Origin of the sequence: Bradyrhizobium sp. HKCCYLS1011 (assembly GCF_051167795.1) — a bacterium.
Lineage (GTDB): Bacteria > Pseudomonadota > Alphaproteobacteria > Rhizobiales > Xanthobacteraceae > Bradyrhizobium.
This window is the reverse complement of the sequence record NZ_JBNPTT010000010.1, coordinates 217,129-242,820: the sequence shown is the minus strand read 5'-3', so window position 1 is coordinate 242,820 and position 25,692 is coordinate 217,129. Positions and strand designations below refer to the sequence as shown.

Annotated in this window: 22 protein-coding genes; 4 read left to right on the top strand and 18 right to left on the bottom strand. The window is 63.8% G+C overall.

Annotation, left to right across the window (positions count from 1 at the left end; translation table 11 throughout):
• The first annotated feature begins 71 nt into the window (after window positions 1–71).
• Window positions 72–965 carry a LysR family transcriptional regulator gene (locus ACQR1W_RS30490; protein WP_434854227.1) on the top strand — a complete coding sequence of 298 codons (894 nt, stop codon included), beginning with the start codon at window positions 72–74 and terminating at the stop codon, window positions 963–965.
• Between the two features lie 19 nt (window positions 966–984).
• On the opposite strand, the gene ACQR1W_RS30485 is transcribed toward ACQR1W_RS30490, so the two are convergent.
• From ACQR1W_RS30485 to ACQR1W_RS30445, 9 genes are all read right to left on the bottom strand, one after another.
• Window positions 985–2,208, bottom strand: coding sequence for a YbfB/YjiJ family MFS transporter (locus ACQR1W_RS30485; RefSeq protein WP_434854226.1), 1,224 nt, complete (start codon window positions 2,206–2,208; stop codon window positions 985–987).
• A 106-nt stretch (window positions 2,209–2,314) separates the two neighbouring features.
• Complete coding sequence (locus ACQR1W_RS30480) at window positions 2,315–3,616, bottom strand: PQQ-dependent sugar dehydrogenase (RefSeq protein ID WP_434854225.1); 1,302 nt, start codon at window positions 3,614–3,616, stop codon at window positions 2,315–2,317.
• Window positions 3,617–3,780: 164 nt separating this feature from the next.
• A complete protein-coding gene (locus ACQR1W_RS30475) occupies window positions 3,781–4,326 on the bottom strand; it encodes an isoprenylcysteine carboxylmethyltransferase family protein (protein WP_434854224.1) in 546 nt (181 codons plus the stop codon).
• A gap of 61 nt (window positions 4,327–4,387) precedes the next feature.
• Entirely contained in the window at window positions 4,388–4,810 is a 423-nt protein-coding gene (locus ACQR1W_RS30470; protein ID WP_434854223.1) for an ester cyclase, read from the bottom strand.
• Between the two features lie 345 nt (window positions 4,811–5,155).
• Window positions 5,156–7,480, bottom strand: a complete 2,325-nt coding sequence (locus ACQR1W_RS30465) for a PAS domain-containing sensor histidine kinase (protein ID WP_008972802.1) — start codon at window positions 7,478–7,480, stop codon at window positions 5,156–5,158.
• Window positions 7,481–7,688: 208 nt separating this feature from the next.
• Complete coding sequence (locus ACQR1W_RS30460; protein WP_434854222.1) at window positions 7,689–9,077, bottom strand: cation diffusion facilitator family transporter; 1,389 nt, start codon at window positions 9,075–9,077, stop codon at window positions 7,689–7,691.
• Between the two features lie 112 nt (window positions 9,078–9,189).
• Window positions 9,190–10,158 (bottom strand): zinc-binding dehydrogenase, encoded by a 969-nt coding sequence (locus ACQR1W_RS30455; protein ID WP_434854221.1) that lies wholly within the window; start codon window positions 10,156–10,158, stop codon window positions 9,190–9,192.
• Window positions 10,159–10,290: 132 nt separating this feature from the next.
• Window positions 10,291–10,707: a CBS domain-containing protein gene (locus ACQR1W_RS30450; protein WP_008972805.1), complete on the bottom strand. Its 417-nt coding sequence runs from the start codon at window positions 10,705–10,707 to the stop codon at window positions 10,291–10,293.
• 280 nt (window positions 10,708–10,987) lie between these two features.
• On the bottom strand, window positions 10,988–11,998 hold the full coding sequence (locus tag ACQR1W_RS30445; protein ID WP_434854220.1) for a zinc-dependent alcohol dehydrogenase family protein: 1,011 nt from the start codon (window positions 11,996–11,998) through the stop codon (window positions 10,988–10,990).
• Window positions 11,999–12,079: 81 nt separating this feature from the next.
• Here ACQR1W_RS30445 and ACQR1W_RS30440 point away from each other — a divergent pair, with 81 nt between their 5' ends.
• Entirely contained in the window at window positions 12,080–12,427 is a 348-nt protein-coding gene (locus tag ACQR1W_RS30440) for a MerR family transcriptional regulator (RefSeq protein WP_434854219.1), read from the top strand.
• A gap of 90 nt (window positions 12,428–12,517) precedes the next feature.
• Here ACQR1W_RS30440 and oxlT (ACQR1W_RS30435) read toward each other — a convergent pair whose 3' ends face one another.
• The 6 genes from oxlT (ACQR1W_RS30435) to ACQR1W_RS30410 form a co-directional block, all read right to left on the bottom strand.
• On the bottom strand, window positions 12,518–13,846 hold the full coding sequence (oxlT, locus tag ACQR1W_RS30435) for an oxalate/formate MFS antiporter (protein ID WP_434854218.1): 1,329 nt from the start codon (window positions 13,844–13,846) through the stop codon (window positions 12,518–12,520).
• Window positions 13,847–14,079: 233 nt separating this feature from the next.
• Window positions 14,080–15,390, bottom strand: coding sequence for an oxalate/formate MFS antiporter (oxlT, locus tag ACQR1W_RS30430; protein WP_434854217.1), 1,311 nt, complete (start codon window positions 15,388–15,390; stop codon window positions 14,080–14,082).
• A 238-nt stretch (window positions 15,391–15,628) separates the two neighbouring features.
• Window positions 15,629–15,766, bottom strand: a complete 138-nt coding sequence (locus tag ACQR1W_RS30425; RefSeq protein WP_175361163.1) for a hypothetical protein — start codon at window positions 15,764–15,766, stop codon at window positions 15,629–15,631.
• A 226-nt stretch (window positions 15,767–15,992) separates the two neighbouring features.
• Window positions 15,993–17,270 (bottom strand): formyl-CoA transferase, encoded by a 1,278-nt coding sequence (gene frc, locus ACQR1W_RS30420; RefSeq protein ID WP_434854216.1) that lies wholly within the window; start codon window positions 17,268–17,270, stop codon window positions 15,993–15,995.
• Window positions 17,271–17,333: 63 nt separating this feature from the next.
• The gene (gene oxc, locus ACQR1W_RS30415) at window positions 17,334–19,064 is read right to left on the bottom strand and encodes an oxalyl-CoA decarboxylase (RefSeq protein ID WP_434854215.1); all 1,731 of its coding nucleotides are present in this window, start codon (window positions 19,062–19,064) and stop codon (window positions 17,334–17,336) included.
• Between the two features lie 73 nt (window positions 19,065–19,137).
• Window positions 19,138–19,869 carry a GntR family transcriptional regulator gene (locus tag ACQR1W_RS30410; RefSeq protein ID WP_008967851.1) on the bottom strand — a complete coding sequence of 244 codons (732 nt, stop codon included), beginning with the start codon at window positions 19,867–19,869 and terminating at the stop codon, window positions 19,138–19,140.
• 186 nt (window positions 19,870–20,055) lie between these two features.
• Between ACQR1W_RS30410 and ACQR1W_RS30405 the strand changes: the two genes are divergently transcribed.
• A complete protein-coding gene (locus ACQR1W_RS30405; protein WP_434854214.1) occupies window positions 20,056–22,200 on the top strand; it encodes an acetate--CoA ligase family protein in 2,145 nt (714 codons plus the stop codon).
• A gap of 302 nt (window positions 22,201–22,502) precedes the next feature.
• Window positions 22,503–22,733, top strand: a complete 231-nt coding sequence (locus ACQR1W_RS30400; protein WP_434854213.1) for a hypothetical protein — start codon at window positions 22,503–22,505, stop codon at window positions 22,731–22,733.
• Window positions 22,734–22,909: 176 nt separating this feature from the next.
• Here the strand turns inward: ACQR1W_RS30400 and ACQR1W_RS30395 are convergent, their stop codons facing one another.
• The 3 genes from ACQR1W_RS30395 to ACQR1W_RS30385 all read right to left on the bottom strand — a co-directional run bounded on the left by ACQR1W_RS30395 (window position 22,910) and on the right by ACQR1W_RS30385 (window position 25,563).
• A complete protein-coding gene (locus ACQR1W_RS30395; protein ID WP_434854212.1) occupies window positions 22,910–23,770 on the bottom strand; it encodes a DMT family transporter in 861 nt (286 codons plus the stop codon).
• Between the two features lie 71 nt (window positions 23,771–23,841).
• On the bottom strand, window positions 23,842–24,456 hold the full coding sequence (locus ACQR1W_RS30390) for a TetR/AcrR family transcriptional regulator (RefSeq protein ID WP_434854211.1): 615 nt from the start codon (window positions 24,454–24,456) through the stop codon (window positions 23,842–23,844).
• A gap of 117 nt (window positions 24,457–24,573) precedes the next feature.
• Window positions 24,574–25,563 (bottom strand): helix-turn-helix transcriptional regulator, encoded by a 990-nt coding sequence (locus ACQR1W_RS30385; protein ID WP_434854210.1) that lies wholly within the window; start codon window positions 25,561–25,563, stop codon window positions 24,574–24,576.
• Between the last annotated feature and the right edge of the window lie 129 nt (window positions 25,564–25,692).

The window sequence follows — 25,692 nt, the reverse complement described above, 5'->3', positions numbered from 1 at the left end:
GCGTTCGCCATGGTAATGAAACCAGTGTAGGAAGAGCGCTCCGCACCACAACTTCCCGGAAGGCCTCATTTTTGATCGATAAGCTCGAACTTCTGCTGGCGCTGGCCAAGGAGCGGCATTTCGGCCGCGCCGCGGAGGCGTGTGGCGTCACCCAGCCGACCATGTCGACCAGCATCAAGCAACTGGAGGAGATCCTCGGCGTCATGCTGGTGCAGCGCGGTTCGCGTTTCCAGGGATTTACGCCCGAGGGCGAGCGGACCCTGGACTGGGCGCGGCGCATCGTCGGCGACTTCCGGGCGATGCGGCAGGAGATCAACGGGCTCAAGGATAAGCTGTCCGGCGAGATCCGGATTGCGGCGGTGCCGACTGTGCTCGGCATGGTTGCATCGCTGACGACGCCATTCCGGGCGCGTCATCCGGACGTGCGGTTCCGGATCATGTCCTGCACCTCGGCCGACGTGCTGGGTTTGCTCGAAAATCTCGAGGTCGATGCCGGGCTGACCTATATCGAGAACGAGCCGATCGGGAAGGTGCGCACCATCCCGCTCTACAACGAGAGCTATCGGCTGTTGACCGCGCCGGACGCGATGTTCGGCGATCGCAACGAGGTGACGTGGAAGGAGGTCGGGCAGGTGCCGCTCTGCCTGCTGACGCCCGACATGCAGAATCGCCGCATCATCGATCGCGCACTCCGTGCGGCCGGCAGCGAGGTGACGCCGACCCTGACCTCCAATTCGCTGCTCGTGCTGTACACGCATGTGAAGACCGGCCGCTGGGCCAGCGTGATGCCGGCCAAGCTCGCCGAGACGCTGGGCTTGGCCGACAAGGTCCGCTCGATCCCGATCGTCGATCCCGTGATCAACTACTCGATCGGGCTGGTCATCCCCCAGCGTGACCCGATGACGCCGCTGATCGCAGCCCTGGTGCAGGTCGCCCGCGAGGTCGCGCCCAGTTTGCAGGCGTGACGAGCCGCGCGGCCGCGCCTCAGGCGTGCCGGTGCAGCAGGGGCACGATCAGATCGATCGCGAGCGCGGCGGTCACCGCGACGGCGCCGACGGCGAACAGCGCCGTGTAGTTCCCGCCCGTTCGCGCGAAGGCATAGGACAGCCCGTAGGCCCCGACGGCCTGAAACAGCGCGAAGCTCGTGGTCGCCTGTCCCCATGCAGCGCGCTGGTTGGCGCTGTTATGGGGGATGACCTCGTGGATGCGGCCGAGCACCAGCGGCACGATGCCAGGCGTGAAGGCGCCGACGATGACGCTGGAGACGATCAGTGCGGCCGGCGTCACCGTGAGCGCGGGCAATGCAATCGCTACGGCCTCGATCAGGAAGGCGGCGCGCAGCGTCGGGCCGAAGCCCGCGCGGTCGGCGACATGTCCCGTCAGCAGCGGGCCGATCATGGCGCCGATTCCGTACAGCACCCAATAGTCCGATCCGGCCGAGATGCCTTGTCCGAGCCCGCGCGCGACCAGATCGACCAGGAATACCATGTGCGGCACCAGCGCCACCGCGTTGAGGCCGTATTCCGCGCTCAGCAGCAACACCAATGACGACTGTTTGCGCGATCTGGATTGATGACCGGCAGGCGCTTGTGCGCCCCCTATATCGGACGGCCAGGCCCGCCAGCTCACGAGCGTCAACAGCGCCGAGAGCGCGCCGAGCGCGTACCAGGTCTGCGTCAGTCCCTGCTGCAGGAGCAGTGGCACCAGCGTGCCGGACGCGGCAATGCCGAGGCCGACGCCAGCAAAGATCACCCCGCCGACGATGCCCCTCTTGTCAGGCGGAGTGTGCGGCAGGATGGTTGACGCCGCCAGCACCATGATGACGCCACCGGACAACCCGGCCAGGACCCGCCAACCGAAAAACCATGCGAATGACAGCGGCGACGCGCAGGCAATGCAGCAGAGCGAGGCCAGCACCATTATGGCGCGCAGGCTGAAGACCGCGCCGATGCGCGCGGCCAGCGGACGCGCAAGCACGGCACCGCCGAGATAGCCGGCGAGGTTGGCCGCGCCGAGATACACCGCATCCGATGGCGCAAACCAATGCGCCGCGATCAACGCCGGGATCAGCGGCGTGTAGGCGAAACGCGCCAGCCCGAGGCCGACCAGCGACGCGCAGAAGCCTGCCAGCGCCAAGGGCCACAGCGGTGCGCGGGCGCGGTGATGTGCTCTTGGCTCAGGATGACGGTTGAGATGGATGCTCGACATGGCATGGTGCTAGCCGTTCCGAGCACGCGCGAAAAATGGTTTGCTGTGATGAGAGCCATCGCTGGCCGCGATGGCGCGGCATGTCGGCGGAGACGCCTCGTTCGCCTCACGCCCCCGTCACGCGCCAGATGCAATCGCCGACATCGTCGGCGACGAGCAGCGAGCGGTCGGGGCCGAGCGTGACGCCGACCGGCCGGCCATAGGAGGCGCGCTCGTCGGGCGCGAGGAAGCCCGACAGGATGTCGCGTGGCGGACCGGATGGGCGGCCGTTCTCGAACGGGATGAACACGACCTTGTAGCCACTGAGCTTGCTGCGGTTCCAGGAGCCGTGCTGGCCGATCACCATGCCGTCGGGAAAGCCGGGCAGGTGGCCGGCCGGCATCCAGCACAGGCCGAGCGAAGCGGTGTGGCCGCCGAGCGCGTAGTCCGGCTGGATCGCCTTGGCCACCATGGCCGGGTCCTGCGGCACGCGATCATCCACCGTCTTGCCCCAGTAGCAATAGGGCCAGCCATAGAAGCCGCCCTCGCGCACCGAGGTCAGGTAATCGGGCGGCGTCTCGTCGCCGAGGCCGTCGCGCTCATTGACCACGGTCCAGAGCACTTTCGTGGTCGGCTCGAAAGCGAGGCCGACCGCGTTGCGCAGGCCCGAGGCGAAGATGCGGCTTTCGCCGCTGGCGATATCGAGCTCATAGATGCAGGCGCGGCCTTGCTCGACCTCGAAACCGAGCTCGGCGATATTGGTGAGCGAGCCGACGCCGCAATAGAGCTTCTTGCCGTCCGCGCTCGGCAGCAGGCTGCGCGTCCAGTGCCCGGCGGGCTTGAAGGTGGTGAGCCGCCGTCCTTGCGCGGTGATCTTGTCGGCCCCGGCCGCATAGGGAAACGCGACGATGCCGTCGGTGTTGCCGACATAGAAGGTGTCGCCGATCAGCGCCATGCCGAACGGCTGGTTCAATCCTTCCATGAAGGTCGTTTGGACTTCCGCGACGCCGTCGCCATTGTCGTCGCGCAGACGGGTGATGCGGTTGGCGCTGATGCCGAGCGCGGCGGCGCGGCGCATCGTTGCCTGCATCGCGTACTGAAAGACGTTTCGGGGCGGCGTGGCGACCTGCGTCGCCTCGGCGACGAGGACGTCGCCGCTGGGCATCACGTTGATCCAGCGCGGGTGCTTCAGCCCGGTCGCGAAGGCATTGACCTTGAGCCCCGCTGCCGTCGTCGGAACATGCCCGGCGCTCCAGCCCTGCGCGGTCGGCATCTTCAGGGTCGGGAGCGCGCCCTGCGGCTTGGCGGTGGGGATCTCCGGTTGCTGGCCCCAGGCCGGCTTCGGCGTGTCGCCCTGCAACCGCCGCCACTGCAGCGCCGCACCACCCACCAGCGCGACACCGCGCGCGAAGATGCTGGAAAAACTCATGGGATTCCTCTGTCGATTTTCTGCGCTCTGGCGTCCCGGCCGATCAGGCGCCGCCGATTAGACGCATTGTCGATCTGCAAGTCTACCGGCCGAACGCGCCGCCAATCGCATAGCTCCGTCGCATGCCGCGGAGATGACAGCCGGCGCGTGGTGGCGCGGCAGCTTCAATACTCCGCGAAGGCCTCGCGCATCACCGTCTCCTCCTGGCGGATGCGCAAGGTGAGCGGTACGGCATAGACGATCAGGCCGACAATCAGCGTCGCGAAGGCGTGGAGCGTCAACGCATAACCGATCAGCTCGGGCAGGATATTGAGGAAATAATTGGGGTGACGCACCGCCCGGAACAGCGGATGGGTGACCAGTCGATGATCGCGCGCGATGAACAGTTTCACGGTCCAGAACCGCCCGAGCAGCCGCGACACCACGAACAGCATCACCGCGCCGAACAGGTAGACGGCGAAGCCTGCCGCGCTGATCGCGTCAAAGGCGGCTGCGCGGACAATGCCCTCGACCGTTGCAGCGAGATAGAATGCAACGTGGGCGATGGCGAGCCAGCGCGACACTTGAGCGCCATATTCGGTGGCGCCTTCGGCGCGCAGGCGCTTTTCGTTTCTGATGGAGACCGCGAGCATCGCGAAGCGATACGCAAAGGCGGCGACGATGAAGAGATAGATCACGCTGACAATCCGATGGTTTGGATGCGCAGCCATAATTGCTGATCCATCGGATCGTCAATTGTCATCTGCGATGCTCGCGCAACAAGCCGCTGCGTCACGCCATCGGGGGAGGGCTGGTCCAGCGCTCCTGCGCCTGCGGATCGCTCCAGACCGAGCCGATCGGCTGCAGCGTAACCCACGTCTCGGCGAGCTTGCCGTTCTCGATGCGGTAGCTCTGCAGGCCCGCTCGGGTGCAGATCTTTCCCTCGCCCTGATCGGTCCACCTCATCGTGAACCGATACCAGGCCCGATTGCCATGGAACGCATGATCATAGACGATGATCCGTATATCGGGCCTGGCCTGTCTCAGCTTGGCGAGCTCGGCTGCATAGGCCTCTCGGGTCACGGTTCGGTCGCCGGCTTCGTCATGCCTGATGTAGTGCGGGCAGACGCATGCGGAGACGAGGTCGAAGCGTCCATCATGCCAGACCTGCTCCCATCGGTCGAACAGGTCGCGGAGCGGCGTCGGCTCGGTCATCATTGGACCTCATCGTGAAGCGAGGCGCCAAGGATCGTGCGCGCCAGCTGCGCGTGAAAAGTGGCTTATCCGGCAGTCGCGTCAAGCCGCAAATATGTGCAGAGAGGCCTGCGTCGAAAATGCGGAGATCGTGCGCGTTTCAACGCGCGTTGTCTCTCCGAAATGGCAACGTCGTTGCATCAATCTCAGCCGTCATCACCCGCGAAAGCGGGCGATCCAGTACGCCGAGACGTCTCTGCTAGTAACCGCTGTCTCTGGAATACTGGATCGCCCAGTCGAGCCGGGCGATGACGGTGGGCGTGGGCGTATTGAATCGCAGATCAGACCAAGCTCGGTCCGTCCAGCTCACGCTGCAGCGAAAATCGCTGCAGCGGCCTTGTAGGCGTCGCGGGGCAGGGTCACGCGCACCACCGTGCCGGATTCGAGCTTGGAGCGCAGCCGCATCGAGCCGCCGTGCAGTTGCGTGAGCGAGCGCGCGATCGCAAGCCCCAGGCCTGAGCCGTGATAGGTCTTGGTCATCTGGCTCTCGACCTGCTCGAAGGGCCGCCCGAGCCGTGCCAGCGACTGCGGCGGGATGCCGATGCCGGTGTCGGCGATGACGAGCACGATTCTGTCGCCGAAGATGCGGCTGCGCATGGTGACGCGGCCGCCGTCCGGGGTGAATTTCACGGCGTTGGAGAGCAGGTTGACGACGATCTGCTTGGTGGCCCGACGATCGGCGATGATCGGAATGCTGCCCGCGATGTCGGCATCGAGCACCAGGCTCTTGTCCTGGGCGCGCCCGGAGACCACGCGCAGCGATTCCGCGAGCGTCTTGGAGAGGTCGAGCGGCTCCATGTCAAGCTTCATGCGGCCGGCCTCGATCTTGGACATGTCGAGGATGTCGTTGATCACCTCGAGCAGATACTGACCCGAGGTCAGGATGTCGTGGCAGTATTCCTGATACTTCTCCGAGCCGAGCGAGCCGAACATGCCGCTGCCCATGATCTCGGAGAAGCCGATAATGGCGTTGAGCGGCGTGCGGAGCTCATGGCTCATATTGGCGAGGAATTTGGATTTGGTCTGGTTGGCTTCCTCGGCGCGGTTCTTCTCCTGGGCATATTTCTCGGCGAGGTCGGCCAGCTCGATTGCCTGCCGCTCCAGCACCGCCTGCGAGCGCTGCAGGTCGATCACCGTGGCGCGCAGCCGCAGATCGTTGTCGACCAGTTTCTGCTCGTGCTCCTTGATGCGGGTGATGTCGGTGCCGACCGAGACATAGCCGCCATCCTTGGTGCGGCGCTCGCTGATATGCAGCCAGCTGCCGTCGTCGAGCTGCGCCTCGAAGGTGCGGGCGCCGGGAAGGTGCGGGCCGCTGTCATGCAGCCGGGTGCGGACCTCCGGCATCTTGCCGACCTCGATCACCGTCTCATAGGAGGTGCCGGGAATGACCGCCGACTCCGGCAGCTTGTGCAGCCGTTGGAAATGGGAGTTGCAGAGCACGAGCCGGTTGCTCGCGTCCCACAGCACGAAGGCCTCGGGGATGGTCTCGATCGCGTCGCGCAGCCGCAGGTCGGCTTCGACGGTCTTCTCGGCGAGGCTCTTCTGCTCGGTGATGTCGACGGCGATACCGATCAGGTGCAGGCCGGACTCCGTTGCGCCCTGGCCGAGCTCGCAGCGCACGCGCAGCCAGATCCAGTGGCCGTCGGTATGCCGCATGCGGAAGCTCTGGTCGATCTGGGCGATCTCGCCCGCGACCAGCTGGTCGGCGATCGCAAACAGATCGATGTCGTCGGAATTCACCAGCGCATTGACCTCGCCGAAGGTGAGGAGGTCGCTGCGATTGTTGAGGCCGAGCATCGCGAACATCGAGTTCGACCAGAAGATGCGGCCGCGCGACAGGTCCCAATCCCACAGCCCGCAGCGGCCGCGGTTGAGCGCGGTGTCGATGCGGCCGCGCACCGCGTCGTTGATGAGATCGCCTTCGCGGGCGCGGGTGGATTGCCAATGGAAGGCGAAGCCGAGGATCAGGACGACGAAGCCGGTGGTGGCCGACAGCGTCACCGAGAGCGCGGCATCCGATCCCCAGATCGGCTCGAGCTTCTCCTGGATCACGACGACGCGGCCTGGCAGCGCCTTGATCAGCTGCGAGATCGCGAGCGCGCTACGGCCGTTCGGCAGGATGATCTCGGTGACGGTGCCCTGCAGGCCCGGTGTGGCCAGCAGCTGTGCCGTCGAGATCAGGTCGAGGATGCGGTCGTTCTCGCCGAGGCTGGAATCGATCGGAACCCGCGCAAGAATACGGTGATCGGCGCCGGTGACGATGACATGGCGGCCGGCGGCGATACCCCAGGCCGGAATGAGATCCGGCAGCAAGGTCTGCAGACGCTCGATATTGCTGATGCGGTCGGGCCGCGTCGACAGATGGCCGATCCGGTCGGCCAACAGATCGGCGACGGCGGCGAGGTCCCGCTTGTTGGCTGTCCGCTTCTGCCGGCTCTGGTCGAGGACCTGCACGAAGGCGCCAAGGCAGATCGTGACCAGAAAGGCGATGATCAAGGTTGGGACGGCACGACGCAAGACCGGCTCAGCGGTCAACAGCCTTTGATAGGCTGGTTTCGCAATCGACTGCGCCAACCCTTTGATCGAGTCAGAAGATTGGACATACGCGTTCGCGGCATGCGCACGCGCCATGCTGAAGACCCCCGCAAAACTTCGATGAACACCTAAGTTTCGAAAGAGCCCCCAGCACTTCCGAATCAACCTGATTTGAATCCAGTTTTTGTGGCCTGTCGAGAGTCAACGATTTGGTTAAGGCGAATAAATCTTATCCAATGAGGAATCGCGGTGGCGAAAAGCCGGCCGAACGAGTCCGAAGCGGGAACGTCGTGTGACGTTCGCTTCAAGCATGTGGCGGTTCTGCGTGGCTGATGACACGTTTCACGCTGGGGAAGGCGCGACGCAGGCTGCGTTCGATGTGATCGACATTGTCGTGCACCTTGAGCACGCTCATCGACGGCGCCGCGCGGCAATGGAAGTTGACGATCTCGCCGGCCTCGGTGTTGCGCACGCGGACGTTATGGACGTCATAGACCTCGGTCTCCGCCGCGAAGCGCTGGAGCGCCGCGGCGATCTCGCTGACGCGGTCGGGGGCGGCATCGGCACCGAACGGCAGCTCGGGCTCCAGCGGCTCGATATGGGTATCGACCTCGACATCAGCGCCGAATTCGTCGCGAATGCTGACTTCGAGCCGATGCGCGATGTCATGAGCCGCCATCAGGCTCATATTGCCGTCGACCTCGAGATCAATGGCTACGATCAGCTGTCCGCTGACGTCGTGCACGGTCACGTGGTGGATGGCGAGGCCGGAGTTGCGCGCGATCACCATGATGCGTTCGCGCACGCTCTCATTGCTCAGCGCCACCGGCACGGTGGTGAAGGTGACGTCGGCGCCCCCGAGCCTGGCGTCGACGGCGGCCTGGGCCTTGCGCTTGATCTCGTCGATCCGATCGATCGGATAGGTGCGCGGCACCTTGACCGTTGCGTCGACGAAATGCGTGGCCCCGACCAGCCGGACCCGCAGCCGCTCGATCTCGACCACGCCCGCCACCGAGCGGATCGCGCCACGCGCCTTGTCGGCAGCGCCTTCAGGGGCGCGATCGAGCAGTGTTTCTACGGTGGAGCGGGCGAGCCGGAAGCCGAGGACGGAGATCATCAACGCGACCGCGATCGCTGCGGCCGCGTCGCCCCACCAGAAGCCGAGCGCGGACAGCCCAAGGCCGATGATGACTGCGATCGAGCCGAGCACGTCAGATGCGAAGTGCAGCGCGTCCGCCGCCAGCGCCTGGCTATGCGTCTTGTGCGCGGCCTGGTGCAGCGCGCGTGCCCGCCAGAAGTTCACGGCGATGTCGACCAGCAGCACCAGGAACGGAATCGCCGAGATGATCGGAGCAGGCGCGGCCTCCCGCAGCCGGCTGTAGGATTCGACCAGCACGCCGCCGGCCAGCACGTAGAGCAGGGCGATGACGCCGAGCGCCGACAGGCTTTCCAGCTTGCCATGCCCGTAGTGATGCTCCTCATCGGCCGGGCGATCGGAGACGCGGACCACCATCCAGGTGATCACGGTGGCCACGACGTCCACCGCGCTGTGCAGGGCCTCCGAGATCAGGGCCAGGCTGCCGATGATGACGCCGACCACGAGCTTGGCAGTGGCCATGCTGGCGCTGGCGACAATCGAGATTGCCGCGACGCGGGTCTTGCCGTGGTCGGTATGGGCGAGGGCATCCGTCATGGGCGCGGATTTAGCAGCCCGTTTCCGGCGTTGAAAGCCGGGATCGCGCGGGAAGCCACCTATTCCCCGCGCATTCCGTTTTTTACTGCGTCTAAATGTCAGAAGCGCGTTGTCACAGCGTCACGACGATCTTGCCGAGATGCTTGTTGGCTTCCATGTGCGCGAACGCCTGGCCGATGTCGTCGAAGGCGAAGACGCGATCGATCGGCAGCCGCAGCGTGCGCGATTCGACCGCGTTCCAGATATCGGTTTTGACCGCGTCGAAGATCTCGCGGATCTCCTCGATCGAGCGCGTGCGGAAGGTGACGCCGATATAGGTGATGCGTCGCGCCGCATGCAGATCGAAGTTGAAGTCGGCATGGGTTCCGCCGAGGCGGCCGACATTGACGATGCGGCCCTTGACCTTGGTCGCCGCGAGATTCTGGTTGGCCACTTGGCCAGAGACCTGGTCGATGATCAGGTCGACGCCCGCGCCATCGGTTGCCTTCAGCACCTCGTCGACCCAGGCCGGATCTTTGGAGTCGATTGCAAGGTCGGCGCCGAATTCATTGAGCCGGCTGCGCCGCGCCGGATCAGTGGAGGAGCCGATCACGCGGGCAGCACCCTTGAGCTTGGCAATCTGCATCGCCATCAGGCCGACGCCGGAGCTTGCGCCTTGAACCAGCACGCTCTGGCCGGGCTGCAGCGCGCCATTGGTGACCACGGCGTTGTGCATGGTGGTCAGCGCGATCGGCAGGGTCGCGGCCTCGTCGAAATTCATGTTCGACGGTGCGTGCAACAACCGGCCGTGATCGGCGAGCGTATATTCGGCGAAGGCGGCCGCACCAGATCCCATCACCTTGTCGCCGATTTTGATGCCCCTGGCCTCAGGGCCGAGCTCGGCCACTTCGCCGGCCCATTCCATCCCGAGCACGGTGCCGACACCACCGGCCGAACCATGGACATGGCCCTTGGTCATGCCGAGATCGGCGCGGTTGAGGCCGCAGGCCCGCACGCGGACCAGGACCTGCGTGCCTTTCGGCGTGGGCTTCGGAACGTCTGAAATCGCGGCGCCATTGGCGCCGTAGACATAGGCCTTCATTGAGCTTGTCCCTGTCAGGCGAGAGGAGCAGGGACTCTACTGCGGCAGCCTCCAATGCACACCGGCCAACACGGCATGGCGACTGCACCAATCGTTGATCGGTGCAGCCCGCGCACGGAGGTCAGCGCTCGCTCACGCGGCGACGGCTGCGGCCTCGTCGAACGCCGCCGAGACGTCGCGCATGCTGATGACGCCGGCGAGCGCGAAGTCGTCGATCACGGGGAGATGCCGGATGTGATGCACGTTCATCAGATGGCGGACGTGATCGAGCGTATCGGTGGTGCTGCAGGAGATCAGCCGCTGCACCGAGATCAGTTGCGACACCTTCATGGTCACGCCGGCCGCGCCATGTTCGGCAACGGCGCGGACCACGTCGCGCTCGGTGAACATGCCGACCGCCGTATTGCCCTCGGTCCGCACCACGTCCTTGACGACGAGGGCGCTGATGTTGCTGGCGCGCATCAATTGCGCGGCCACGCCAACGGTCTCGTTCATCCGCACTGTAACCACGCGCGCTGTCTTGTTGCGCAGGATGTCTCCGACGTTCACGGCACCCTCCTTGGTTTATTGATATTGGACGGATCAAATTCTGGTATACAAAATGCCAGTTGTCAATTGCTTTGGCAGGGAATTCATGACCGAGAAGTCTTTGAGATAACGTCAATAATGCTGTCGGACTGTCTGGTACATTTGGAATAATAGCAAAGGAGGTGAGTTTCTGGCATGCCAGAGCAGATGGTGAGCATTGAATTGATCGTTTGAGCGCTCGCTGCGACGGCATGAATTGCCGCCGCATATCGGCCATGAGCCCTCAAGCCAGGGGCGCTCTCTACAGCTTCACCACGACCTTGCCGAAATGCGATCCGGCCCGGAGATGGGTATACGCTTCGGGGACGTCGTCGAAGCCATAGATGCTGTCGACGATCGGGTGGATCGCGTGTTCGGCCAGGAAGCGATTCATCGCGGCGAAATGTTCGACCGATCCGACGGCGACACCGATGATGTCGGCATTCTCCCATTGAAGGCGCGCGAGATCAGGCTTTGGGCCGAACCCGGTCAAGACGCCAATCTGAACGATCTTGCCACCCGAAGCGACCGATCGGATGGATCGGTCATAGGTCGCGGGACCGCCGAGTTCGAGGATATGACTGGCGCCTTGGCCATCCGTGGCTTTCATGACGGCGACATCCCAGTCGGGCGTGTCGCGGTAGTTGATGAGGATGGAGGCTCCCAGCGCCTTGGCGCGGTCGAGTTTCGCGTTCGAGGATGAGATGACAACGACGCGTGCGCCAAGCGCCACGGCGAACTGAAGGCCGAACAGCGCGACTCCGCCGGTCCCCTGAACGAGCAGCGTGTCGCCCTTTCTCAAGCCTCCGCGCGTGACGAGGCCGTGCCAGGCCGTCACAGCGGCACAGGGCAGGGTCGCCGCTTCCATCACGCTGAGATGCTCCGGCACGGTAACCAGCGCGGTGGCCGGTAACACAATGTACTCTGTCAGGAGTCCGTCCAGCGTGCGGCCACCGTGCGCTGACGCAACATAGCCGGATTTGAATGACCCCGAGATCCAGTCGCGAAAGAAGGAGGCCGCAACGCGGTCGCCGACATGCCATTGCGTGACGTCCGAGCCGACGGCATCGACGACCCCCGCGCCGTCAGAGAGCGGCACGCGGCCGTTGAGGTGGCCTTGGCCGGCCGAATCGAGGGTCAGGAGGTCGCGGTAGTTGAGACTAGCCGCCTCGATCCGGATGCGAACCTCGCCCTTGGCGGGTTCGGGCTTGGTGACGTCGGCACGCACAAGGCTGCCGACGCCGGCATCGCCGTGGAGATGATAGGCTTTCATGGTCGCTCCTTTGCAGGGGTCTTCACTTGCAGGAGCACAGTCTGTAAGGTCTGACAGCACTGTTAGGGTCAAGAGGTTTCGGTGAAGATCGGTGAACTCTCCCGGAGGACGGGGATCAGCGTTCGCATGCTGCGCTACTACGAAGAGGAGGGGTTGCTTTCTCCGCAGCGAACCGATGCCGGCTACCGCGACTATGGTCCAGCGGAAGAGGAGGTCGTGCGCCGGATCAAGGTGCTCGGCTCGGCCGGGATGACGCTTGAAACGATCCGGCAGCTGCTTCCGTGCGTGCAGAACACCCGGCCGGATTTTACGCCGTGCAACGAGCTGCGCAGGATACTCGCCCAGCAGGTCGGCCTGATCGATGACCGCATCGACATGCTCACCCAGAGCCGGACCATCCTGGCACGCTTCCTGTCGAGCGTGAACTGATCGCTCTGCCTGGCGTCGACGAAGGGAAGCGGCGCATATAAAAAAGGGCGCACCAATGGTGCGCCCTTTTTTGTTCAAGCGGCGAGCGGCTCAGGCCGTGCGCGCATCCTTCGCGGCCGGCTCGGTTGCGGTCGCCTCGTTGCCGAGAATGAAGCTCCGCCGCAACGGCTTGATCACGAACAGCGCCATCAGCGCTGCCGTCGCATTGAGGGCAACCGCGACGACGAAGACCGCCTGCCAGCCATAACTGGCGGAGATGACGCTCGCCAGCGGCACCAGCAGGGATGCAGTCCCCTTCGCGGTGTAGAGCATGCCGTTGTTGGTGGTCGCGTATTTGACACCGAACGTATCGCCCGAGGTCGCCGGGAACAGGCTGTAGATCTCGCCGAACACGCCGAAATAGACCGCGGTGGCGAGCACGAACACGATCGGGACGTGACCGTAGGTCGAGAGCGTCAGCAACATCAGGGCTGCGGTCCCGAACGCGATGAACATCGTGTTCTCGCGACCGATCGTGTCGGAGATGAAGCCGAACAGGGGGCGGCCGAAGCCGTCGAAGATGCGGTCAAGCGAGATCGCAAAGGTCAGCGCCGCCATTTCGAAGCCGGCCAGGCTCACCGGCGTGTTGGCGATCTTGAAGTCATGGGCGATCGGCGCGATCTGCGCCGCCGTCATGAGGCCGCCGGAGGCCACCATCACGAACACCAGATACATGATCCAGAAGATCGGGGCGCGCAGCACCTGAGGCGGTGTGTAGTCGATCTTGGTCTGCGGCAGGTTCAGCTGCTTCTTCCGTGCAGCCACCACGACCGACGGCGGGCGCAGGAAGATCGCCAGCACGAACACGATCACGCCCTGTCCGATGCCGAAGGTGAGGAAGGCGCTCTGGTAGCCGCTGGAGGCGATCATGCTGGCGATCGGCACAACGGTGAGAGCGGCGCCGGCGCCGAAGCCGGCGGCGGTGGCGCCGGCGGCGAGGCCGCGGCGATCGGGAAACCATTTCAGCGCATTGCCGACGCAGGTGCCGTACACGGCTCCCGCGCCGATGCCGCCGACCACAGCACCGGCGTAGAGCAGGGTCAGCGAGTCAGCATTGGCGTTGATGATCCAGGCGAGCGCGATCATGACGCCACCGAACATGATGACGATGCGCGGGCCATATTTATCGACGAACCACGCCTCGACAGGGACCAGCCAGGTTTCCGTGACCACGAAGATCGTGAATGCAAGTTGGATGGCCGCGCGACCCCAATGATATTTCGCATCGATCGGGTCGACGAACAGCGTCCAGCCATATTGCAGGTTCGCGATCATCGCCATGCAGACGATGCCCATCGCGAGCTGGAGCCATCGAGAGCCACTGTGTTGTACTTGCTGTGGTGCTTGGGCGGGCGGTGCCGCCCTTTCACTGGAAACCATGAGTCCTCCCATGACCGCGCTCTGTTGTGGTCGAAACCGGTGCAGGCGGGTTTGTCGTTCGCGCGTCGTTGTATACTGGTATAATATATTCCAGCGCGCAACATCGACTTCAGCTGCGGTGCAACACGAGCGCCGTAGCAGCCTACGGTAGTTTTTGCGTAAGTCAAAGAAAAGGCTCGGCAAATTGCCGAGCCTTTGATTCATCACGTCGGGCTGCTTTATTATTGAGCGGTTCAGCCGGTCCGTCTGTATGTGCCGTCTATGGTGGATTTGGCGACGACCACCTTGCGCCAGGGCTTGAGCACCGCGATTGCAAGCAGGGACGCCAGGATGTTGGCGCCGGCGGCAATGACGAAAACGCGGTCCCAATGGCCGGTCGACTGCTGCACATAATTGGCGAGCGGGACCAGCAAGGCGGCCGTGCCCTTGGCGGTGTAAAGCAGGCCCGCGTTGGTGGTGGCGAATTTGGCGCCGAACGTGTCGGTGCAGGTCGAGGGGAAGAGGGAGTAGATCTCGCCCCAAGCGAAGAACACCAGGCCTGAGAGAATGACGAACCAGACCGGATCGTGGCCGAACATATAGAGCGCCCAGATGCCGATGCCTTCCAGGCCGAAGGCGATGAACATGGTGTTCTCGCGTCCGATCTGGTCGGAGATCCAGCCGAAGAACGGCCGCGTCAAGCCGTTGAGCACCCGGTCGATGGTTGCCGCAAAGGTCACCGCCGTCATCGTCATGCCGATCAGGGTGACGGGGATGTTGTCGACCTGCCAATCGCCGGCGATCGGCTTGAGGTTTGCCGTCACCATCAGGCCGCCGGCGCCGACGATCACGAACATGAAATACATCAGCCAGAAGATCGGCTGATGCAGGACTTCGGTCGGATTGTAGTTGCGCCGGCTCTGCACCAGGTTCGCGTGCTGCGCGACGGCGGGGACCTGGCCTTCCTTCGGTGCAAACAGGAAGAAGGCGAGGATGACGATGATGAGGCCCTGGCCCAGCCCGAAATACAGGAATGTGGTCTGAAAACCAGAGTCGCGGATCATCGCCTGAATGGGGGCCACGGTGAGCGCGGATCCGGCGCCGAAGCCTGCCGCGGTGATGCCTGCGGCGAGGCCGCGCTTGTCGGGAAACCATTTCAGCGCGTTGCCGACGCAGGTGCCGTAGACGGCGCCGGCGCCGATGCCGGCGACGATCATGCCGAGATAGTAGCCGTTCAAGGTCGCGGCCTGGGCGTTGATGGCCCAGCCGGCGGCGCACAGGATGCCGCCCACGAGAACGACGACCCGGGGACCGTATTTGTCGACGAACCAGCCCTCGACCGGCACCAGCCAGGTCTCGAACAGCACGAACAGCGTGAACGCCCATTGGATCGAGGCGCGATCCCAGCCGAAGGTCTTGGCGATGTCAGGGACGAAGAAGGTCCAGCCGTACTGATAGTTGGCGATCATCACCATGGCGGCGACGCCGACCGCGAGCTGCGTCCAGCGATAGGCTTCGCTTGCTCGCGCCGATGCGGGAGCCCCCGCGTGAACCACGTCTGTCATTCGTCCTCCCATAGCGCTTCTCGGTTGGCGCGCCTGGGGTATCCTCTTATGCCTCATCCCGAGGCATCAAGCGCCGACCCGGACACAGCGCCAATTTGCCGCACAGCTGTCAATCGCTCTTTGGTTGAGCCTGTCGCGCCGCGCTTGAGGGAGAACGAAAAAAATGGCCCCGGGAAAGCCCGGAGCCATGAGTCGGGAGGTTTGCGTGGTTGCCTTGGCCGCAACGGCGGCCGGAGCATCAAAGCCCGAAATAGGGGAGGTCGCCGTTGCGGACGGCGGCGCGGGCGCTCGCCATCAGGACGCGATCAAGGGTTGCGATCATGCGGCCGATCAGGCTCACGGGCTGAACAAGGGGGAGGGCGACGGTCTTGGCCATGGTCATGTCTCTCAATCAAGTTGCACTGTGTGACGCTGATTGAGCATAATCTACGTATACCAGATGCCAGATACAACGGATCTTATTGCATAGCACCATTATCTGTTTTGCGATGCAGCACATATGCGACGATTTGGATTTCCAATCGATTTTAGAGTTTTCGATACGAAAAAGCCGCCCAAAGGACGGCTTTGCGCAACTTTTGTTCGTGGTGGTACCGGAGGCCTTACTCGGCCGCCTGCTTGCGCGGCGGGTCCAGCGCGCCGGAGTCGTGGATTTCGGCCACCTGATGATCGCTGAAGCCGAGCACCTCGCGCAGGATCTCGTCGGTGTGCTCGCCGAGCAGCGGCGACCGCTTCACGTCGGCCGGGCTGTCTGACAGCTTGATCGGGTTGCCGACGGATAGGTATTTGCCGCGGGTGGGGTGGTCGACCTCGACCACGGTTCCGGTCGCGCGCAGCGACTGGTCCTCGGCCAGTTCCTTCATCGACAGGATCGGGCCGCAGGGGATGTCGAATTGGTTGAGGATATCCATGGCCTCGAACTTGGTCTTGGTCGTGGTCCACTGCTCGATGCGGGCGAAGATCTCGTTCAGGTGCGGCAGGCGGGCTGCCGGTTTGGCGTAGTTCGGGTCGGTCTTCCAGGTCGGCTCGCCGATCACGTCGCAGATCTTCTCCCAGACCGGGGCCTGGGTGATGAAATAGATGTAGGCGTTGGGGTCGGTCTCCCAGCCCTTGCACTTGAGGATGCGGCCGGGCTGGCCGCCGCCGGAATCGTTGCCGGCGCGCGGCACGCTGTCGCCGAACGGCACGCCTTCGCCGAACTGGCTGTATTCCTTCAGGGGTCCATGGGCGAGGCGCTGCTGATCGCGCAGCTTGACGCGGCAGAGATTGAGCACGCCGTCCTGCATCGCGGCCGTGACGCGCTGGCCGCGGCCGGTCTGGGTGCGCTGGTAGAGCGCGGTGACGATGCCGAGCGCCAGATGCAGGCCGGTGCCGCTATCGCCGATCTGGGCGCCGGTCACCAGCGGCAGGCCGTCGTAGAAGCCGGTGGTGGAGGCGGCGCCGCCGGTGCACTGGGCGACGTTCTCATAGACCTTGCAGTCTTCGTACGGGCCGGGGCCGAACCCCTTGATCGAGGCGACGATCATCTTCGGGTTGATGCTCTGGATCTTCTCCCAGGGGAAGCCCATGCGGTCGAGCACGCCGGGGCCGAAATTCTCGACCAGCACGTCGCACTTCTTGATCAGCTCGGTCAGCACCTCCTTGCCCTTCGGGTTCTTGGTGTCGAGCGTGATCGAGCGCTTGTTGTGGTTGAGCATGGTGAAATACAGGCTGTCCACGTTCGGGACGTCCTGCAGCTGGCCGCGGGTGATGTCGCCGACACCCGGACGCTCGACCTTGACGACGTCGGCGCCGAACCAGGCCAGCAACTGCGTGCAGGTCGGTCCCGACTGAACGTGGGTGAAATCGAGAATACGAACGCCCTCAAGCGCCTTGGTCATGTGTCTCTCTCCGTAACTGAATGGTCATCCCGCGCGAGCGGGCGTTGATGCCGGCGGGTTGCCTTACTTCTTCTTCAGAGCGCTCTGCGGGTTGAGGTTGCCGATGCGGCCGCTTTCGGAGCCCGCGGCGGGATCGATCACCGCGTTGATCAGGGTCGGCTTACCCGAATCCATCGCCGCGTTGACGGCGCGCTTCAGCTCATCGGGGCTCGTCGCGTTGACGCCGACGCCGCCGAAGGCTTCCATCATCTTGTCGTAGCGCGCGCCCTTGACGAACACGGTGGTCGCAGGATCGTCACCGCCCGCATTGACGTCGGTGCCGCGATAGATGCCGTCATTGTTGAAGATCACGACGCAGACCGGCAGGTTGTAGCGGCAGATGGTCTCGACCTCCATGCCGGAAAAGCCAAACGCGCTGTCGCCCTCGATCGCCAGCACCGGCTTGCCGGTCTCGACGGCGGCCGCGATCGCCGTGCCCATGCCGATGCCCATCACGCCCCAGGTGCCGACGTCGAGCCGCTTGCGCGGCTGGTACATGTCGATGACGCCGCGGGCGAGGTCGAGCGTGTTGGCGCCTTCATTGACCAGGATCGCGTCGGGACGCTCCTTGATGATGGTGCGCAGCACGCCGAGCGCGCCGTGATAATCCATCGGCGAGTTGTTGTTCATCAGCCGCGGCGCCATCTTGGCGACGTTGTCCTCGCGCTTCTTCTGCACCGCGCTGGTCCATTCGACCGGCGCCGCCGGCCAGTTCGCCCCCATCGCATCCACGAAGGCGGAGACGACCGAGCCGATGTCGCCGACCACGGGCGCTGCGATCTCGACGTTGGAGTCCATCTCCTTCGGCTCGATATCGACCTGGATGAACTTCTTGGGCGCATCGCCCCAGGTCTTGCCCTTGCCATGCGACAGCAGCCAGTTGAGCCGGGCGCCGATCAGCATGACGACGTCGGAATCCTTCAGCACGGTCGAGCGCGCCGCGCCCGCGCATTGCGGGTGCAGGTCAGGCAAGAGGCCCTTGGCCATGCTCATCGGCAGGAACGGCACGCCGCTCTTCTCGACGAAGGTCTTGATCGCCTCGTCCGCCTGCGCATAGGCGGCGCCTTTGCCGAGGATGATCAGCGGACGTTTTGCGCTCTTCAATACGTCGAGCGCACGCTTGACCGCCGACGGGGCAGGGAGCTGCGCCGGCGCCGGGTCGATCACCTTGACCAGCGACGCCGCGCCGGCCTGCGCGTTCATCACCTGGCCGAACAGTTTTGCCGGCAGGTCGAGATAGACGCCGCCGGGACGGCCGGACACGGCGGCACGAATCGCCCGCGCGAGGCCGATGCCGATGTCCTGGGCGTGCAGCACGCGGAACGCGGCCTTGCAGAGCGGCTTGGCGATGGCGAGCTGATCCATCTCCTCGTAGTCGCCCTGCTGCAGATCGACGATCTCGCGCTCGGACGAGCCCGAGATCAGGATCATCGGGAAGCAGTTCGTGGTCGCATGCGCGAGCGCCGTGAGGCCGTTGAGGAAGCCGGGCGCGGATACGGTCAGGCAGATGCCGGGCTTCTTGGTGAGGAAGCCGGCGATCGCCGCGGCGTAGCCCGCGTTCTGCTCGTGACGGAACGAGAGCACGCGGATGCCCTCGGCCTGCATCATGCGACCAAGATCGGTGATCGGAATCCCCGGGACGTTGTAAACCGTCTCGATCCCGTTCAGCTTCATCGCGTCGATCACCAGATGGAAGCCGTCGGTGAGCTCATCGTGGGTGTCCGGGGCCTCGGTCTTGATCGCAGTCTGCGCCATGCGCCTCATCTCCCTAGTCTTGCTGTCGAAGGCGCAGGTGGCGTCTTCTCTTGTTGAACCGTCAGTTGAATAGCTAGTTGAATAGTTCTTGGCCGTGGGTCTCGACATAGGTCGCAAGGCCCAGCGTGTGATCGCGCGCGCGCTTCTCCGCGAGCTCGGTGTTGCGCTCTTCCAGCGCCTCGATGATCGCGAGATGCTCGGGCAGGGACGCAGCAATACGGTCGGCGCGGTTGATGGTCAGCTGCCGATAGCCGCGGACGTGCAAGAGGATGTCGTTGGTCATGTCGACCAGGACCGGCGACTCCGACAGCGAGATCAGCGCCTGATGGAATGCGATGTTCGCCTTGGAGTATTCCTCGATGTGATCCTGCGGCAGGCGGTCCGGACCGAAATCCTTGAAGAAGTCGCGCAGCGCCGAGATGTCCTTCTTGCGCGCCGTGGTGGTGATCAGCCGCGCGGCCATGCTCTCCAGCGCGGCCCAGGCGCGAATCATGTCGACGATCTCGTTCTTGGTCCGGCGCACCACGATGATGCCGCGGCGCGGCACGGTCTTGACGAAACCATCCTGCTCCAGCATCGCGATCGCTTCGCGGATCGGCGTGCGGCTGACACCGAGGCGCTCGGACAATGCGCGCTCGTCGAGCATCACAGGTTCCGGCGTCGCATAGATGTCCATCTTCAGGATGGCTTCCTTCAAGGCCTCATAGGCCTTATTCTTGAAGCTCGTCTCCGGGGCGATGCGAGCGATCGCGATGTCGGCCTCGGCCATCAGCGGTAATGCCTTGGTTGGTTTTTGCGTCGACAAGACCAATCTCCTCTGCTGCGGGAGATGTCTTCATACAGCAATTTTACGGTCAAGTTTTTGGCATGCCAGATGCCAGACTGTCAAGCTGGGTGATTTTTCAGCGTTTCCACATCTTCGCTGCGCTTGACAAAGTTTGCTTCTGGCATACCAAATGCCATAAACGTGTGCCCCCCAGGAGGAAGCCCTATGTCTGATGCCGCGATGCCCAACGCAAAAGCCACGATCCGCGATGTTCTCGATCGGGTGAAGGCGGATAAGCGGACCAGCCTGACCGCGCCGGAAGGCAAATTGGTGTGTGATGCCTATGGCATCCCGGTGCCGAAGGAGGGGCTGGCGAAATCGGCGGCCGAAGCGGCCAAGATCGCTGGCGATATGGGTTTTCCGGTGGTGATGAAGATTGTCTCGCCTGACATTCTGCACAAGACGGAAGCGGGCGGTGTCATCGTAGGCGTCAAAACCGCCGATGACGCGCAAAAGGCGTATGAGACGATTCTCGCGAATGCGAAGAAGTACAAGGCCGACGCCAAGATCGAAGGCATCCAGGTACAGCAGATGCTGACCGGCGGGACCGAGGTGATCGTCGGCTCGATCACCGACGGCTCGTTCGGCAAGCTGGTGGCCTTCGGCCTGGGCGGCGTGCTGGTCGAGGTCCTGAAGGATGTGACCTTCCGTCTCGCGCCGGCGACCAAGGACGATGCGCTGTCGATGCTCGACGGCATCCAGGCACACGAGATGCTGAAGGGTGTCCGCGGCGGCGAGCCGGTCAGCCGCGAGGCGCTTGCCGACGTGATCGTCAAGGTCTCGAAGCTTGTCAGCGATTTCCCGGAGATCGTCGAGCTCGACCTCAACCCGGTGTTCGCCACCAAGGCCGGCGCCATCGCGGCCGACGTCCGCATCGTGGTCGATTTCGACTACAAGCCGCGCCCGGCGCCGCGCTCGAACGAAGAAATCGTCACCGCGATGAACCGGATCATGAAGCCTTCGGCCGTCGCCGTGATCGGCGCGTCCGCCGAGGACGGCAAGATCGGCAACTCCGTGATGAAGAACCTGATCAACGGCGGCTACAAGGGCCAGATCTATCCGATCCATCCGAAGGCCCCCGAGATCCTCGGCTACAAGGCCTATAAGAGCGTCAAGGACGTGCCCGGCGTGATCGACACCGCGGTGTTCGCGATCCCTGCCAAGTTCGTAGCTAGCGCGCTGACCGAGTGCGGCGAGAAGCAGATCCCCGGCGCGGTGCTGATTCCGTCGGGCTTCGCCGAAGCCGGCGCGCCAGAGCTGCAGGCCGAGATCGTCGAGGTCGGCAAGAAGTACAACATCCGCCTGATGGGGCCGAACATCTACGGCTTCTACTACACGCCGGCCAATCTCTGCGCGACCTTCTGCACCGCGTATGACGTCAAGGGCCATGCGGCGCTGTCGTCGCAGTCCGGCGGCATCGGCATGGCGATCATCGGCTTCTCCCGTTCGGCCAAGATGGGCGTCTCCGCGATCGTCGGCCTCGGCAACAAGTCCGATATCGACGAGGACGATCTGCTCGCCTTCTTCGAGCAGGACCCGAACACCAATTTGATTGCGCAGCACTGCGAGGACCTGAAGGACGGCCGCGCCTTTGCTGAGGCCGCCAAGCGGGTGTCGAAGAAGAAGCCGGTCGTCGTGCTCAAGGCTGGCCGCACCTCGGCCGGCGCGAAGGCAGCCTCGTCGCACACCGGCGCGCTCGCCGGCAACGACAAGATCTACGAGGACGTGCTCAAGCAGTCCGGCGTGATCCGGGCCCGCAGCTTGCGGCAGCTGCTGGAGTTCGCCCGCGGCGTGCCGGTGCTGCCGACGCCCAAGGGCGAGAACGTGGTCATCATCACCGGTGCCGGCGGCTCGGGCGTGCTGCTGTCGGATGCGGTCGTCGACAACGGCATGTCGCTGATGGCAATGCCGCCGGACCTCGATGCCGCGTTCCGCAAGTTCATCCCGCCGTTCGGCGCGGCCGGCAACCCGGTCGACATCACCGGCGGCGAGCCGCCGATCACCTACGTCAACACGGTCAAGCTCGGGCTCTCCGACGACCGTATCCATGCGCTGATCCTCGGCTACTGGCACACGATCGTGACCCCGCCGATGGTGTTCGCCCGCAACATGGTCGAGGTGAAGAAGGAGATGGAGGCCAAGGGTTTCGTCAAGCCGATGGTCGCCTCGCTCGCCGGCGACGTCGAGGTCGAAGAGGCCGCCGAATATCTCTACCAGCACGGCATCCCGGCCTATGCCTATTCGACCGAGCTGCCGGTCGAGGTCTTGGGCGCGAAGTACAAATGGGCGCGCGGGGCAGGGCTGCTCTGAGCTTACTGTAAGCTATCAACGGCCACTGACGCCGCTCCGGTTGGAACCGGGGCGGCGTTTTCTTTTCGCGCGGCGTCCGCCGGGCTGGAGACGCGCTCGGACGGCCAGCGTAGCGCGATGCTTCTCAGGATTATCCGACCTTCGGCGATACCGGCGTGCTCACGGACATTGCAGACGGCCGAAACTCGCGATCGATGCGGCGGCAGGCGCACGATCGCGCGGGCGACTTGACGTTGATCGCGAGCGCCACCGGAACCGCCGCGGCCGATAGCCGTTTATCCCGGCCAAGGAGGAGGTTCTCGATGAAGAAGCTGTCGTTCGCGCTCGCGGTGTTTCTGTCGACTCTGCCGTCATTCGTCTTCGCCCAAGGCCATATGGGCACGCCTCAGGAGCAGCGGGCATGCTCACGCGATGCCAAGCACTTCTGTCGGACACAGCTCGGCGACGACAACGCGGTTCAGCAGTGTCTGATGCAGAACCGCGGCAAGCTGAGCAAGAGCTGTTCGGCGGTCTTCCAAAGTCACGGGATGTAGTTTTCACATCGCTGCACCAGGCAAAAATAGTGGAGGCCGGGGCGGCACCTTTGTTTGAAGCATCGGGCCGGATACGGCCCGATGCTCGCTTTTTTCCGACAGCGGGCGACCAGCGCACGCCTTTCTAAGTTGCAAAACGGCTGAACCCGGACGTCGCGACACGCAGGCCCAAATGCTCAAATCGGCCGAAAGCTAGGCCTGACCTGGGTGATGGCGACGCCGGAGATCGCGAGCAGGCCCCCGACGATCAACCTGGTGGTGATACGGTCGCCGAGGAAAAGCACGCTCGACAGCAAGGCGAACACCGGAAGAAGGAGGCCGAAGGGGGCGATGCGGCCCATGGAGCAGCGCCCGATCAGCCAGAACCAGAGGCCAAACCCGACGATGCCTCCGATGAAAATCGTATAGGCGAGGGCCAGCCAACCCCATTCGTCTGCCGTGACGAGGCTCGTCACTTGTCCATATTCAAGCAGCAGCGACATCAGCATGACCTGCGGCACCGTGAGCAGCGACGACCATGCCATCAACATCAGGGGATCAAAAGGGCCATAGCGTTTGGTCAGGACGTTGGACACCGCGAACGCGAAGGCAGCGCCGATCACGAGCAGCAGGGGAAGCGCGTTGGCCGCCCCACCGGGTTCTGCGGCCAACACGACGACGCCGACGAATGCAAGCACCACGCCGGCTGATGTGGTGAGCGACGGCCGCTCCGCGAGCAGCGGCCAGGCCAACAGGACGGTGAAGGGCGTGGCGAGCTGATAGGCGACCGCCGATAGGCTGCCGGAGCCGAGCCCAAGGCCGACATAGAACAGCCCGAAGTTCAGGCCGCCAAGGAAGAGCGAGATCGCTGCAACAGGGCCGACCTGTCGGCGCGTGGGCCGTTTGACGAATGGAACAAGCAGCAGCGCGATGGCCAGGAAGCGCAGGGCGAGGAAGAAGAGCGGAGGAAATTCCGCAACGCCCACCTTGATGGCCACGAACTGATAGCCCCAGAGCAGGGGAACAGTGACCGCGCAGACGATCTGGATGGCAGACATGGCATCTTTCCTTTCAAGACCGATCAGTCCAAATATAAGCGTGCCAAAGGAGCTGAGGCGCCTTTGGGAACTTACTTGATGAAGCGGTCGAGCAGGGCGTCGGCGGTGGCCTGCGATGTGGCCCGTACCGGTGCGGTCTTGCCGACCACGCGCAGCCCCTCGACGAAACAGACAAGCATCCGGGCGGCACTTGATGGCTCGACACCATCGGCCAGCTTGCCCGCCGTCTTCGCACGGGACAATGCATCCGACACCTTGGTTTCCATGGCTTTGAAAAAGCCCGCGACGCGGCGGTTAACCTCAGCATCCTGGCCCGCCAATTCCATCGCTGTGGCCACCAGCAGGCACCCGCGCCGCCCGTTGGCACCGCTGGTGCGGTCAACGTAGCCGGCAAGGAAGGTGCGCAAGCCCTCGAGCGGATCGTTGCGGGGATCGAGCTCGCGATCCATTCGCGTGACCGCATCGGCGATGTAGCGATCAAGCGCCCGCAGGAACAGCGAGTGCTTGTCACCGAAGGCGGCGTAAAGGCTCCCGCGCGAGAGCTTCGTTGCACGAAGCAGATCCGGCAGCGCGGTGGCGTGATAGCCGCGCGACCAGAACACCCCCATCGCGCGTTCGACCGCGGCGTCCACGTCGAAGGTTCGGGGACGCCCGCGTGGCAACTGCACTGGGGTCTGGCGGCTCATGACTCATATATGAACCAAACGGTCTTGAAATTGCAAGGGGTCTTGAACTGTCCGATCTGGCTCAATCTCGAGCGAAGCCGAGCTTATGAGCAGTCGTGAGACGCGTGGCGTCGTGCTTTATCTGGATCGATCGGCCTTTGCCTCGGCTCGTCCCAGTCGAGCCGTCTCGGAAGGTGTCTCGCCGTAAGCTGCACGATATCGGGCGGCAAAGTGCCCCATATGGGTGAAGCCCCACTTCAGCGCCACATCCTTGATCGGCAACAGATTCAGCGGCGAAGCCAGCTCGGCCTGCACCGCCTCCAGACGGATCTCGCGTAAGTAGGCGAGGGGTGTGGTGTTCCGAAACCGGCGAAATCCATATTGCAGGGATCGCACGCCGATCCCGGTTGCGTCGGCCACTTCGCTCAGGGTCAGCGGCTGGTGCATGTTGGCACGCATGAAATCGACCGCCTTCATGATCTGACGCGATGTGGCGTCCGTCAGATGGGGCTGCGCGCGATTGCTCAGGCGGTGTGGGAAGTTCAGAAAAACCAGCCGCAGAACGGCTTCGCCGAGCAGCGCCATCGATTTTTCGGACCGTAAGCGCGCATCATGCATTCCGGCGCCGATGGCATCGCCCAACGCGCGGAGCATTCCTCCTGCCGGACTGGCGAGATCAAGTCGCGGAATAAGCTCGCTGCTCCGCAATGTGGCGCCCTCGAAAATAGCGGAGAGGGTTTTTTGCACCGCAGCCGGCTCGAATTCGAGCGTGACGTGCCCGTGCTTGCCGCGACCGGAGTATGAGATCGAGCTGACGTCCGGCACGCTCAGCGCGAGCGCGCATTGCCGATCGATTGCGATAGTCCGATTTCGAATCCTTGCATTCACGGTTCCCGAGCTTGGCAGCACCAGGCCTACTCTCTCCTTGCGCTGTGCAAACCGGCATGTCCAGTCGATCTCGGACTCAACCTCCCACCAGGAGAAGCTGCGTGTCGAAGCAAATCTGCCTCGCCAACGAAATGCGCTTTGGCCGCTGTTGAGCTCGATTCGTGCGTGAGGTGCGAGCTGGTGGAATGTACTGAGAAATGTCTCAAAGCTTTCATCACGACTGGAGAGATCGCTAAACATGAGGTCTCGCCGTCTCAAAATGAGGTATCCGCCACGCAGGCTTGCTGAAATTCAATCCCAAACGCGCAGTCTTGTCCAGTGAGCGCAATTCTTCCCCCAATAGGTGTTTCGCTGAAAAATTCCTGGCCC

Excerpts from the sequence above, each read along its gene's own strand:
- ACQR1W_RS30485 (WP_434854226.1), bottom strand. The coding sequence starts at position 2,208 with ATGTCGAGCATCCATCTCAACCGTCATCCTGAGCCAAGAGCACATCAC.
- ACQR1W_RS30480 (WP_434854225.1), bottom strand. The coding sequence starts at position 3,616 with ATGAGTTTTTCCAGCATCTTCGCGCGCGGTGTCGCGCTGGTGGGTGGT.
- ACQR1W_RS30475 (WP_434854224.1), bottom strand. The coding sequence starts at position 4,326 with ATGGCTGCGCATCCAAACCATCGGATTGTCAGCGTGATCTATCTCTTC.
- ACQR1W_RS30470 (WP_434854223.1), bottom strand. The coding sequence starts at position 4,810 with ATGACCGAGCCGACGCCGCTCCGCGACCTGTTCGACCGATGGGAGCAG.
- ACQR1W_RS30465 (WP_008972802.1), bottom strand. The coding sequence starts at position 7,480 with ATGGCGCGTGCGCATGCCGCGAACGCGTATGTCCAATCTTCTGACTCG.
- ACQR1W_RS30460 (WP_434854222.1), bottom strand. The coding sequence starts at position 9,077 with ATGACGGATGCCCTCGCCCATACCGACCACGGCAAGACCCGCGTCGCG.
- ACQR1W_RS30455 (WP_434854221.1), bottom strand. The coding sequence starts at position 10,158 with ATGAAGGCCTATGTCTACGGCGCCAATGGCGCCGCGATTTCAGACGTT.
- ACQR1W_RS30445 (WP_434854220.1), bottom strand. The coding sequence starts at position 11,998 with ATGAAAGCCTATCATCTCCACGGCGATGCCGGCGTCGGCAGCCTTGTG.
- oxlT (WP_434854218.1), bottom strand. The coding sequence starts at position 13,846 with ATGGTTTCCAGTGAAAGGGCGGCACCGCCCGCCCAAGCACCACAGCAA.
- oxlT (WP_434854217.1), bottom strand. The coding sequence starts at position 15,390 with ATGACAGACGTGGTTCACGCGGGGGCTCCCGCATCGGCGCGAGCAAGC.
- ACQR1W_RS30425 (WP_175361163.1), bottom strand. The coding sequence starts at position 15,766 with ATGGCCAAGACCGTCGCCCTCCCCCTTGTTCAGCCCGTGAGCCTGATC.
- frc (WP_434854216.1), bottom strand. The coding sequence starts at position 17,270 with ATGACCAAGGCGCTTGAGGGCGTTCGTATTCTCGATTTCACCCACGTT.
- oxc (WP_434854215.1), bottom strand. The coding sequence starts at position 19,064 with ATGGCGCAGACTGCGATCAAGACCGAGGCCCCGGACACCCACGATGAG.
- ACQR1W_RS30405 (WP_434854214.1), top strand. The coding sequence starts at position 20,056 with ATGTCTGATGCCGCGATGCCCAACGCAAAAGCCACGATCCGCGATGTT.
- ACQR1W_RS30400 (WP_434854213.1), top strand. The coding sequence starts at position 22,503 with ATGAAGAAGCTGTCGTTCGCGCTCGCGGTGTTTCTGTCGACTCTGCCG.
- ACQR1W_RS30395 (WP_434854212.1), bottom strand. The coding sequence starts at position 23,770 with ATGTCTGCCATCCAGATCGTCTGCGCGGTCACTGTTCCCCTGCTCTGG.
- ACQR1W_RS30390 (WP_434854211.1), bottom strand. The coding sequence starts at position 24,456 with ATGAGCCGCCAGACCCCAGTGCAGTTGCCACGCGGGCGTCCCCGAACC.
- ACQR1W_RS30385 (WP_434854210.1), bottom strand. The coding sequence starts at position 25,563 with ATGTTTAGCGATCTCTCCAGTCGTGATGAAAGCTTTGAGACATTTCTC.